General features: G+C 52.4%; 8 protein-coding genes. 3 read left to right on the top strand and 5 right to left on the bottom strand.

The genetic code is table 11. From position 1 onward, the window contains the following. Nucleotides 1-196 precede the first annotated feature (196 nt). Entirely contained in the window at nt 197-1,318 is a 1,122-nt protein-coding gene (locus GOV91_RS17080) for a linear amide C-N hydrolase (protein ID WP_170382460.1), read from the bottom strand. A gap of 333 nt (nt 1,319-1,651) precedes the next feature. Between GOV91_RS17080 and GOV91_RS17075 the strand changes: the two genes are divergently transcribed. Further along, nucleotides 1,652-2,206, top strand: a complete 555-nt coding sequence (locus GOV91_RS17075) for a GNAT family N-acetyltransferase (protein WP_171236387.1) — start codon at nt 1,652-1,654, stop codon at nt 2,204-2,206. Between the two features lie 663 nt (nt 2,207-2,869). Here GOV91_RS17075 and GOV91_RS17070 read toward each other — a convergent pair. Both GOV91_RS17070 and GOV91_RS17065 read right to left on the bottom strand, forming a co-directional pair. Next, nucleotides 2,870-3,607 carry a hypothetical protein gene (locus GOV91_RS17070; protein ID WP_170483683.1) on the bottom strand — a complete coding sequence of 246 codons (738 nt, stop codon included), beginning with the start codon at nt 3,605-3,607 and terminating at the stop codon, nt 2,870-2,872. Nucleotides 3,608-3,692: 85 nt separating this feature from the next. Then, nucleotides 3,693-5,366: a sulfatase-like hydrolase/transferase gene (locus GOV91_RS17065; RefSeq protein ID WP_170806690.1), complete on the bottom strand. Its 1,674-nt coding sequence runs from the start codon at nt 5,364-5,366 to the stop codon at nt 3,693-3,695. Nucleotides 5,367-5,642: 276 nt separating this feature from the next. On the opposite strand from GOV91_RS17065, the gene GOV91_RS17060 reads away from it, so the two are divergent. Next, nucleotides 5,643-6,599 carry a helix-turn-helix domain-containing protein gene (locus GOV91_RS17060; RefSeq protein WP_170483685.1) on the top strand — a complete coding sequence of 319 codons (957 nt, stop codon included), beginning with the start codon at nt 5,643-5,645 and terminating at the stop codon, nt 6,597-6,599. 249 nt (nt 6,600-6,848) lie between these two features. Here the strand turns inward: GOV91_RS17060 and GOV91_RS17055 are convergent, their stop codons facing one another. Further along, a complete protein-coding gene (locus tag GOV91_RS17055) occupies nt 6,849-8,591 on the bottom strand; it encodes an adenylate/guanylate cyclase domain-containing protein (protein ID WP_170555188.1) in 1,743 nt (580 codons plus the stop codon). Between the two features lie 252 nt (nt 8,592-8,843). Further along, entirely contained in the window at nt 8,844-9,476 is a 633-nt protein-coding gene (locus GOV91_RS17050) for a tyrosine-type recombinase/integrase (RefSeq protein ID WP_171236386.1), read from the bottom strand. Between the two features lie 208 nt (nt 9,477-9,684). On the opposite strand from GOV91_RS17050, the gene GOV91_RS17045 reads away from it, so the two are divergent. Next, complete coding sequence (locus GOV91_RS17045; RefSeq protein ID WP_170517502.1) at nt 9,685-11,565, top strand: tetratricopeptide repeat protein; 1,881 nt, start codon at nt 9,685-9,687, stop codon at nt 11,563-11,565. Nucleotides 11,566-11,797 lie beyond the last annotated feature (232 nt).

The raw sequence follows: 11,797 nt of genomic DNA, 5'->3' as shown, positions 1-11,797 counted from the left end.
TCGTTGTGTATTTCGGAGTTAGCAAAGCTTGGTTGCGAAGGTCCGCTTCGGGCTGCCTCCAGTCACTAGTGCGAACAGTGGTGAACGCGGCTTCGAGCCTAGCGCCGGTAATTCGCTGGAGCGGTAAACCCTCCATTCCGAAGTTTTATTGGGCCGCAGCCAGCGGTGATGCCGCCACGGCCCACGTGGTAAAACGTCAGTTCGTTGGGGTCACATCGACTAACGTTGGTTCGCGATCACCGCTGGTTTCAAAGACGATCATCTCGTCTCCCATAGCTCCGAAGTCAATCTGCTTCATATCGACCATATGCACCGTTCTGTCGTACATCGTGTGATAGTAGTAGACGAGGTTGAGGGAGTCCGCAGCGGTCGTGATCTGAGTTGCGCTGTAAAGCAGGTCGTCCGACTGCACATCGTCTTGAGCGCCCTCCGCTGCATCGGCCGGAATGTTGAAATTATCCAGAATGCGAAACGCCTCGCGCACGGTGTCATAGCCACCTTGCGTCTCCCGCGCCGTCTGAGAAAAGGCGACTGCGCGGACGAACCGGGATGGGGGTGTGAAGTCGCCTGGCAGCCCTATCATTCCACTCCCAGCGCCAAGGGGCGCGAAAGTAACGCCACTTGCCTCAACTTCCGGAAGCCCAAGGGCCGACAGGTTTACGTAGTTGTTAAGGTTCGTCATGTGCCAATCGTAGTTTGGCGAATTGGTGATCACGCCAAGCGGAGCATCGAAAATCGTCAGTTCACCGTCAATGTACTCGACAACGATCCTTCCGCCGAACCGGTCAGCAACCAACATATGAAATGGGAAGGGAAATCCGAGAGTCTCATCTACGACCCCGACAACACGGACATTCGCCAACCCGGTGGCAGCCTCTTCAACTGTCTCAAATTGGGAAAGGACATAGCTGGCTAGCAAATCGCCGGGAATCGTGTTGCCGGAAAGGTCAGGGTCGTACTCCTGATACTCGGTGAAGCCGGGCAGATAAAACAACCCGGCGGTCAACCCAGCTTCGTTGATGCCATCTGCGGGAGCCCCATGATCCAACATGCTGATACCGACCATTCCAAATCGGCCGGTCCAGTTTGCTCCGTCTCGCTCATCTGGCATTTCGCCTGCGGTATAAGTGAAACCTCGCGGAATAATGTTGATCTTTGTCTCAAGATCGAACGGCCCCCATTCGGCGGTCCTTGCGCGAACGATGCTTCCATCCTGCCCTGTCAACATGATGCCAGTGCATCCCCAGGCCATCGATACTGAAGCCACAAAGGCTATGGTCGCTTTTGGTAATATCCGAAATAGCTCGATATGACGCATGGTCGTACTCCAATTGGACTGATCTGATCTTATGAACTCGCTCGACCAAGCTACCACACCGGTTCTCAAGTTGAATGAAGTTTGCATGATCTTCAAATAGGCAAGAAAGTCCGCCTATTCCTTCCGTCGGACTTTGCAAAGTCCGACTCTGAATGTCTGGTTTGGGCTGAGAGCGGTAGTTGCCTTGTGCTGAGGAGATGGCGGCTCTATGCGCGTTGCAGACTTCGCGTCCTTGTCGTTAACTTTGAGTCCCCGCCACGAGCGCAACTTGACCGATATTGCGCCGTGCACGAGTGTCTGTTCGTAACGAAACAGGCTTGCGAAACCGAAACGATGAAACTGCTGACACCAAGTATTGACCAAATACCCGCTTACGTTTCGGCACTTCGGCGAGGCTGGTCGCCAGACAACTTGCGTGCTGAAGCTGCAAAAGAGCAGATCGAAACTATATCGAATGATGCGAGATCGTTCGTTTCAAATCTCGACGACCCCACTCCAAAGGCCGGAACTGTCACTCTGCCAGATGGCTCGAAAGCACCTCGCCTGCCAAGCATCCGCAGGTGGATATGGGATGATGAGTTTTGCGGCCACATAGGTTTGCGATGGAAGCCGGGGACGGAGGAATTGCCCCTTACTTGTTCTGGTCACATCGGCTATTCCGTCGTGCCTTGGCGAAGAGGGGAAGGATTGGCGTCTGCCGCGCTGGTTGCAATGTTGCCAGAGGCAAAATCAATCGGGTTGAGCTACATTGAAATCACGACCAGCCCTGACAATCAGGCATCCGTGCGTGTCATCGAAAAAGCGGGTGGAAAATTTGTTAGAAGCTATATCGCTGACAAAGCTCTTGGCGGGCATGAGACGGTTGAGTTCAAAATTGCGTTGGTTTAGCGAACAAGTTCGGGAACCCGGCATTCATACTCAAGGTGTCTGACGACGGACACTCCCCGATTTTTTTGATCGCCTGCCGGGCATCCTCTACGTAATCTGCAATACTCAATCCAATAAGCTTGCTGTCGCGTTCGGGTCCGCTTGGAAGATCATGATAACGATAGGACAGGCTCTCGCAGGTATATCCTGATGCCTCGAATGGTGCCCGGACATTCTCCATCGTCCAGGCTGCCGCATTTGTACCCGTCAATAGGAGAACCGGTGGCCTAGGCTCACTCAGCATCTATACTCTCCACAAATTGCCCCAAGAAGACCTACGCACTGCCGTTGGATCGTCCAGCTACTCTTCACGAGATCTGACTGTGCAGCAAGGTGTCTGATGCCGAACTAGCTGCTGGATCGCAACACGGCACTAGACGTTCTGGAACCCAGATCCAACTCAGCGGATCGCCCAGAGACTGTTGATCTTCCCCGAGTTCAGAGCGGAGTGAACAGATAGAATGATGCGGCGTGACGCCAATTTATTTCCTACCGACCCGGAGCGGGCAGGGATTGGCTCAAGGCAGTTCCAGGAAGGGTCAAGATAGACGCAGAAAACAAATGGCTGAACAGAGTTCTGGACTGTGACATAGATGATCTTCGCCGAGGTTGGGTGTAGGTGAACTAGTAGTTGAAACGCAAACCTAAGCCGGCACCTTTATCGTAGGGGCGGTCGGAACCTATACCGATGAGGAAATCAGCATAAATTGCAATGCCAGGACTGAGGTTCTTACCAATCTGGAACTCAGCGGTCGCTGGCCAAGCATCGTTCTCCCAGTCATATGGTGCTTTGATATCAGCCTTGGCCCAGTACCCATCGCCAAACGGTTGTAGCGCAATCAACCGCATCGCGGTTTGGTTTATGTCCGTCGGGCCATTGTATGAAGCAAAATGCTGGAGCAGTGGGATCAGCGTCAGCCCTGATTTTGTGTTTGCAAAGGCGAACCCGCCAAAAGGCGCAATTTGATCGGACCCGGTTCCGATCCCTTTTTCTGGGTCGCCAAAGTCCAGTATCCACTCCAGGCCAATGGCCGACTTGATGGCCCATGTGTCGTTGAGCGGTCTCTGAGAAGGGAAATAGATCGCTTTGAGGCTCAATTTCTCAAAGTCAGTGAAACGCGTTCCGGTCACATCCGTTGAGTTGTAGTGCAACTCATATTTCAGTTTCAGATCAGGCCGCAGCATGTATGCGCCATCTATAAAGGCGTCCTGCTTGTCGGCACCGTTGCCCAAATCAAAATACTGATACCGGATGTCCGTGTTATTGACTGCGGCCAAAGGGTTTGAAGCGTTTTCATCGGCAATTGCTGGGGTCGAGACAATGCCAGTTGCCACTACAAGTACAAGCGCTTGGAATTTCATATTGTTTCCAGAAACTTTGTTGTGGGTGCCGAGCCCCACATCAAGCACATCATTTGTTGATGCGGGGCTTGCAGTACTTTTTGTTTTAGTCGGGCTGAATGTCCCGCTTGGCTACAAAGGCATCCACCGCTGCGACGGTTTCAGGACGAAGGTTCACGATACCTTCATAGGGACGTCCGGTCGCGGCCGGTTGATCGGGGTACATTTCCTTGAATTTCAGGTGGCGGGCAATAATACGGTTAAACTCATGTCCAGCCCATGCTCCGATCTCGGTCGATACGCTCTGTTCTTCGCGGGGGTCGCGGAACAGGTTGTAGAACTTGGCCACGATAGCATTTTCACCTTTGGCCGGAACTTTGAGTTTGATGTGTTCCTTTACCACCTCTTTCAGCGAATTGATCGAGTAGATCAGTACATGATCCCTGCGCCCATGCGTATCGCCAATAAACATCAGGGACGTCTGATCGACACCGTCAATGATCCGGTCGCGGGGGATGGCATCCATCGCTCCGCCGATACGCGCAATTGACGTGAACAAATCAGAGATATGAATAATGTCAGATACAATCGAGTCTCCCTCGATCAAGCCGGGCAGGCGGGCAAACGCGTCCACCCGAACGCCTCCTTCAGACGTATCGGCCTTGCCGCCGCGGAAGACCAGCGGCGAAAACCCACTGCCGGGGGCATATTTGGTGAAGTGACCGTTGTCGCCCATCAAAACGATCAGGGTATTGTCCCTGAGCCCCAGCGCATCGACTTCGTTCAGAATGACCCCTATCCATTCATCCAGCTCTTCCATGCTTTCAACGAATGTACCGCCGTTGGGTGTCGTGAACGCCTCTCTCGTCGTGCGCGTTGTCGACAGAGGGACAAGCGGCCAGTATTGCAGGAAGAACGGTTCATCCCGTTCTGCTAGCAGGCGCAACTGTTCCATCGCCTGTGCCTGATAGCGGATGTTCATTTCATTATATTTGTCCTGGGTCCATTTCTCACCCGGTTCCATATGGACTTCGCGGACCTCCCCGCCAATGACAGCTTCAAGGCCGGTAATCATGTGTCCCGGATCAGGGCGAAACCAATCATCCAGCGTGTATTTGGAGTTGTAGTTGTCTTCCCCTATGGCCATGGTGATTTCTTCCTTGGCTGCATCTTCGTTGAAGATGGCCAACTGGCCCTGCTGATGGATGGGGAACGCGGCGTAGTCAAAGCCCTGATAAGTAGGCCAGGATTCCTGAATGTCGCCCATGTGCCATTTGCCAACATGCGAGGTGTTGTAGCCTACGGATTTCAGAACTTCGGCAATTGTGACTTCTTCATCGGCAAGGCCAAAACCTGAAATATCGACGGCGGTATCGCCCATCCCATTGCGATACGGCTGGCGACCCGTCATGAAGGCGACCCGCGACGGTGTGCAGGACGGCTCGGTATACATGCGCGCAAACCGCATGCTTTCCTCTGCGAGCGCGTTGATATTGGGCGTCGAATACCCGCGTATCGCGTTCATCTCGGGCATACCCATGTCGCCAAAACCCATATCGTCAATAAGGATGTAGAAGATGTTTGGAGGGTTCCCTCCGTTTTTCTCACGAAAATCGGCCAGCAGTTGGTCAACCTGTGCGTCGTTCTCGACCCAAACGGCTTCGTTTTGTTGCTTCAGCACATAGTATTCCGCATCATGCACGATATTGCTGTCCTTAGCTGCCGCCGTGATAGCGGAGCCGGCAAAGACCAGCGCGGAGAGGAACAGTTTTGATTTCATGAGATACCCCTGTTTCATGATTTACTTGTTTTCAGACCTTCAAGGATCAGATGATGGCAAAAGGTTGAAAGGGAGAGTTCGCTGTCTTCAGCCTGTGAGCGCAACAACTCTTTTTCGCTTTTGGTTAGCAGCGTTACGACGCGTTCGGTGCGCGCAGTATCATCAGGCAACGATGGGCGTCCGAACCTCTTCCCTCTCGATTTGTCTGCTTTGTCTTGCAATTTTCCAAGCCTACATATTCGAATAACATTTCATGAAAACTACCTGCGGGGCGGAATGGACGACATCAAAAAACGATCAGCCCCCAAAAAAACCTGCGCCCCAAACACACTTTTTTTGCAGGACCCTTCGCAATTCCGCGAGCTGTCCCAATGGGATGTCGAGCTACGCCAAATTGAAGAGGGAACTATGAACTCTTCGGTATCCGTTTGGGCAGGTCTTGACCTTCAAATGATCGATTTGTCGTTTGATAAGGCTGTGTACCAAACCGGTGTTTCTCGCTCTGACATTCTAGCGTTTGGCTTACCAGACAAAGGGAGTGTACGGACTTGGCTTAACGGCTCACCCTCAGACACCGCTCTGATGAATTTTGGTAGCGGAGACCCTTTTGAAGGCGTGAGCAATTCAACGCTCACAGGCCTGACCTTTGCCATCGACATCCGAAGGGCTCAACGGATCGCCGACGATTGCGGTCTTGATATCAGCACCGCGCGAAATGACGCTTTAAGATCTTTCGTTAGCGACGCTGGCAAGCTTCATTCCTTAGTCAAAAACAAAGCGCGCTTTCTAATTGGATCAGCGGCCGGACCAAGCTCTGATAGTGAAGAGAGTGATATGATCTTAGAGCTTCTGGAAATGCTGGTGGTAGGCGAAAAATGGAGTGATCGGCGAAACAGTAAAAATAGAACCCGTTTAGCACAACAAGCCGTTGAGTTCATGCGGGCCCATTTGATGGATAACGTGTCAATCGGTGAAGTATGTGCAGATATTCAGGTATCCGCATGCACTCTTCGTCGCGCGTTTCAGGAAACATATGGGGTGAGCCCCAAGCAGTTTTATCTAAGAGCCCGTCTCGGTGCTGTGCGCCATGAACTGGTATCCTGCTCGCCAGAGGAGAGTATATCGGACATCGCAAACGCTTACGGATTTTGGCACATGGGTCAGTTCGCGCGAGACTACAGAGCACTCTTTGGACAACTGCCGACACAAACGTTGTCCGGCAAAATGAACTGAAACAGAGCTTGGCAAAAGTCTTTGGCGCAAAGTTTGTGTTAAGCAATTGTAGTTGTGTAGCCACTGTCAGAGTTCAGTGGCTAGCGACGCTGAGACCTTGGCAGTACGCGGCCTAACTTGTCCGCAACACGAGAATTGCAAAGTCGGATTTTGAAGGTCCGCTTCGGGCTGCCATCGGCCGAAAAAACAGGGCGCAGAGAAACGCGTAATTGAGGCCGCGGCGGTAGGACAAAAGAGTAAAGGTCGGCGTCAGCCGGTCATACCTGCCGCCCGTAGCCCATTGGTGAGAAGTTTAAAATCATCCGGTCGCCGCCACATAGACCGAAACCCGCGAGTAAGGCTATCTAACGTATCATCCTCAACCACAATACCTCGACTTGTGAACTCATCGTGACGTTCAGAAACAAATTCTTGCAATGCGTCAGAGGCGTCTCGCTCCCGTTTGAGCTGCGCGTAGGAGGCGGCGACAAATGCTGTGGCCAACGAGTTAAGCCGCGCTGCTCCCATTAGAAAACTAAGCGCTGCTTCAAAGTTGCCGTTGAAAAATTCGACCTGCCCCATAATCCAGTCGATGGCAGGCGGATGTAGCGGGTCCAGCGCCATCGCTTCCGAAACTACTTCGCGCGCCTTTTCGTGCAAGCCGAGCAATAGGAAAGCGTAGCCGCACCATGCCATCGACTCCGCCTCGTTTTCTATCATGGAAAGTGTCTTGTTGAATTGTGCCTCTGCCTCATCCCAAAGGCCAGCACAGAGATAGGAAAAACCAAGTTGGTCCTGAATGTAGACGTCCCGGTTATCCAGTGCCACGCCCTTTCGGGCAATTTTCAAAGTGTGGGCCGGTGCGTCAGCGTCCGCCAGCCCAAGCCACAAATCTATGACATATGTATCTGAAAGATACATATAAGATCGCGCGATGGTCGGATCGAGTGCGACCGCTCGTTCCAACAACGCTCTCGCCTTGGCCGTATCTCGTGCGTTCAGACCATCGCGTAGCGCCTTGCCCTTGAGCATCAGTTCATAGGCCTTCATCTGATCCGTTGGTTTCTGTGTCGAACGGTCGACGACATCGTGCTGGACCCTGCCCGGCAACACTGCGACGATATTTCGAGCCACTTCGTCTTGAACCGCCAGAACGTCTTCCAGTTCGTGGTCATATCGATCCGACCAGAGTTGAGTGCCCGTACCCGCGTCAGCGAGCTGTACCGAGATTCTCACGCGACTGCCGACCTTTCGCACGCTGCCTTCAACCAGGTAATCAGCGCCGAGAGCCTCCGCGATTTTGGCCGGATCTGTGTCCTGTGTCCGGAACCTGAAAGACGCATTTCTGGAAACAACCTTAAGCGTCCGAAAACGCGATAAACCCACAATAATGTCTTCCGCAATCCCGTCGCTGAAGAAGGCCTGCTCGGGGTCATCGCTCATGTTGTGCAGTGGCAAGACCGCAATAGTGGCTGTTCCTGACGATTCAGGCCGATCCGGTTTAGCGCATACAGCGCTTGACCCGCCAATGCGCCAAGCATGTACCGGTTCGGCAACGTTCTTTACTGTGTGCTGACCAGCATCCTCCCAAGCAACCGGTATACGATTTCCGACCACACGATATACGGCGTCCGACACCAACACACCGCCCGGTGGGGCAAGCTGCTCCAGTCTCGACGCCAGGTTCACACCGGAACCAAAAACATCTCCGTCGCGCATGATTATATCCCCAAGAGTAACGCCAATACGAAATTGGAGAGGGTCCTTACCTGCCGCTGATGCGTTTTGCCATTCAACCGCGCAGGAAACGGCGTCGACTGCGCTGTCGAAGCTGGCGAGCAGACCGTCACCCATCTGTTTGACGATGCGACCGTAATACCGACCGACAAGCGGAGCAGCAATATCGTCAATGTGCGCTGAAAGGACTTCGAGCGTGCCTTTCTCGTCCCGCTCCATCCGAGCGGTAAAGCCGACAAGGTCAGCAATCAGGATGGCCGCTAGCTTTCGCTCCACGTGTTGTCCTCCTTTCTGTTTAATACTGGTCGCTAAGTGTTTAGACCATGCGAAAATGAACAGGGTCGGTTTCTGACCTTGCTTGAAGTCGGTTTCAGCGTTGGGGAACTATGCCATTTGTCTGCGCGAAAGGCTTGGAGGACAAACAGCCGAGTTGTCCTCGCCTTGAGTTGCGCCATGTCCGCTTTGGGGCTGAAAATTCTACTCTCGGGGTTCGCGCAAAAAAAGGCCGCTCGAAAGCGGCCTGATAGATTAAACCTCGGTGGCTTCCGCGATGGCGAGTGCGTCTTCGATGTCTACACCCAGGTAACGCACTGTACTGTCCATCTTGGTGTGACCAAGCAATAGCTGCACGGCTCGCAAGTTACCTGTTCTACGATAAATCTGCGCCACTTTTGTGCGTCGCATTGAATGGGTCCCATACTGACTGGGATCAAGCCCAACCGAAGCGACCCATGACTGAACCAACCTCGCGTACTGACGAGTAGAAATATGCAGCCAATGCTGAAAACGCCCTGGCCACAAGTACTCGGATCTTTTCATTGCAGGTTGTTTCAGCCAATTCAAAAGCGAGTTTCTCGTACCACTACTAATTTCAAAACGAACGGGTATCTTTGTCTTGCTTTGGTTGACAGACGCGCGTTCCTTTACTTGTCCAGCGGCAAATACGTCTGCAACTTTCAGGCGAACAAGATCGCAACCACGGAGCTTACTATCTATTGCTAAATTGAAGAGTGCTAAGTTCCTATAATCTTCTGAAATTTCTAAGCGAACGCGTATTGCCCAGACATGCCTTGGCAAAAGCGGGCGCTTCTGGCCAATAACCCGACCTTTGTTCCACGCAGATCGGCCAACTCGAATGACGGGTAGATTTAAAGCTTGCATGACGAATACTCCACACCGCCACGCACCACCTCATCGCCCACACAGTGTCAGCGTCTATTGGTTACCATGCTTGGTCTCCGTCATGAAAAATCTGACTTTGTCGAAGCCTGACCGGCGCCACAAATATGCGATTTGGTATAGGGCGAATAGCAGAACTATGGATTCAATAGATCAGGATGGATAATCTTCGGCGTAGGGGAGAACGGAAGTGGAACGCCGCCTTACCACTATCTTGAGTATTGACGTCGTGGGTTACTCGCGGCTGATGGAACGCGATGAGGCAGCGACGCTGGCTGCACTAAAGTCGCATCGGCTGGAACTCATTGACCCCTTTGCGGCGAGTTTTGGCGGCAAGACAATCAAGCTAATGGGTGATGGTGCGCTGCTGGAGTTCGAAAGCACCGTACAGGCAATGAAATTTGCCGTTTCTGTTCAAAACGAAATGCTTTCTCGAAATTCGGACGTTCCAGAAAGCGAACGAATTGTGTTTCGGATCGGCATCAATATCGGAGATGTGATTGCCGAGGATGGAGACATTTATGGTGATGGCGTCAATGTCGCCGCTCGACTTGAAGGCTTGGCTGAGCCCGGAGGTATTTGCATTCACCGCAGCGTAAGGGACCAGGTGCAGGACAAGCTGGATCTGAATTTCGAGGATCTGGGTGAGACCGAAGTCAAGAACATAGAGAGACCAGTCCGAGCCTTCGAAGTCGTTCTGGATGACAAGGCCAAGGCTTTGGCTATTTCAGAGCCAGTTGTGCATACGAAACCACACATGTCCAAGTGGGCGCCAACTCTAATCGGTGCAGCATGCATCTGTTTGGTGCTGGTTGCGGTCATATGGTGGCGATCCAGAGATGTGGCACCCCTGACCGAACAAGAGGAGTTGGCGCTTGCCATCCCAGACGAACCGTCCATCGTCGTTTTGCCCTTTGAGAACCGCTCAACAGTTGAAGAGGTCGGCTATCTGGCAGAAGGTTTTGGAACAGCAATCACGACGCAGCTTTCGAAGTTTCCACAGCTATTTGTGATTGCTGGTTCTACTTCGATTACCTTTGCGGACAGCTTGGTCAAACCGCGAGAAATTGGTCGAGAGCTCGGTGTGCGATATGTTTTGTCAGGTAGCGTTCAGAGCGTTGGCGAGAATATTTCGATTAACTCAACACTGATAGAGACAGAGTCGGGGCACGCTCTATGGTCGGAACAATATGACGTTGGCGTCGAAGAATTGTTTTCCGCTCAGGCCGACCTTATTCGGGAAATCGCATCCACCCTGAAAATAGTAGTTGAGGAAGAAGAAATCGCGTCGCTTAGGAAACGGCCAACCGATGATCTAGAAGCGTATGAACTTTTTCTGAGGGCTGTCGCCAAAAGCAAGCTGCTGAATACTGCGAGTCGGAAAGAGGCAATAGAACTTCTGGAACGAGCAATAGTGCTCGATCCAGACTACCTTTCTGCCCATATTGAACTGAGCGGTCGCTATCTTAGCCTTTGGCGCTTTGGTGGGTCGGACGATCCAGAAACCGCGCTGAACAAAGCCCGCAGGCACGCACAGCGTGCGTTAGAACTGGATCAATCGGACTATCGCGTTCAACACCGCTTGGGCCAGCTACATTTGTTTGCAGACCACGATCATCAACTCGCGTACCAGGCATTTCAGCGGGCAATAAGGGAGAACCCCAATGATCCTGAGGTCCTATATGGTATGGGCTTTTTAAGGTCGCTTATGGGTGAGCCAGCCGAAGCGATTGAGTGGAACAACAAGGCAAAAAAGGTCAACCCACGTTATCCCGGCTGGTACAATTTTAACGCGGCCCTTTCTCAATTCCTAGTCAGAGATTACGAACAGGCAATTCTGCTGGCAAAAACCGGTGTCTCAACTTATCCAAAGTCGCTTCCTCCGCGCCGAATCTTGGTTGCAACCCTTGCTGAAATGGGACGTCTGGAAGATGCTCAGGTTGAAGCAAAGAAATTACTCGAAATCCGGCCGGACTTCCGTGTTTCTACACACAGGAACACACCCTTTATGCATACTGAGGACCAGGACCGGTATTTTGGTGCGATGGTTGCTGGTGGATTGCCCGAATAACAAGGTTTTCAAAACCCCGAATACTGGCTGTATGCGCGGTTTCCCCAAGCGTTCGCCTGCTTTGTCTCAAGGCATAGTTGATGCAAAGCTCGATTTTGAATGTCCGCTTTGGGCTGGAAGCGGCCATCCGAAAACCTTCCCCGGCAATACGGCGATGGCGCGAAACAGGCAAAGAATGAGACCCGAAGATATGGAGCCTCGAACCAAGAAAGTTGAAGGTTAGTGCGCCCAA

The sequence above is a fragment of the Ruegeria sp. HKCCA6837 genome, assembly GCF_013034475.1.
In the GTDB taxonomy this organism is placed as follows: domain Bacteria; phylum Pseudomonadota; class Alphaproteobacteria; order Rhodobacterales; family Rhodobacteraceae; genus Ruegeria.
The sequence above is the reverse complement of the archived record's forward strand: the minus strand, read 5'-3'. Positions and strand labels throughout refer to the sequence as shown.

Excerpts from the sequence above, each read along its gene's own strand:
- GOV91_RS17075 (WP_171236387.1), top strand. The coding sequence starts at position 1,652 with ATGAAACTGCTGACACCAAGTATTGACCAAATACCCGCTTACGTTTCG.
- GOV91_RS17065 (WP_170806690.1), bottom strand. The coding sequence starts at position 5,366 with ATGAAATCAAAACTGTTCCTCTCCGCGCTGGTCTTTGCCGGCTCCGCT.
- GOV91_RS17060 (WP_170483685.1), top strand. The coding sequence starts at position 5,643 with ATGGACGACATCAAAAAACGATCAGCCCCCAAAAAAACCTGCGCCCCA.
- GOV91_RS17080 (WP_170382460.1), bottom strand. The coding sequence starts at position 1,318 with ATGCGTCATATCGAGCTATTTCGGATATTACCAAAAGCGACCATAGCC.
- GOV91_RS17070 (WP_170483683.1), bottom strand. The coding sequence starts at position 3,607 with ATGAAATTCCAAGCGCTTGTACTTGTAGTGGCAACTGGCATTGTCTCG.
- GOV91_RS17050 (WP_171236386.1), bottom strand. The coding sequence starts at position 9,476 with ATGCAAGCTTTAAATCTACCCGTCATTCGAGTTGGCCGATCTGCGTGG.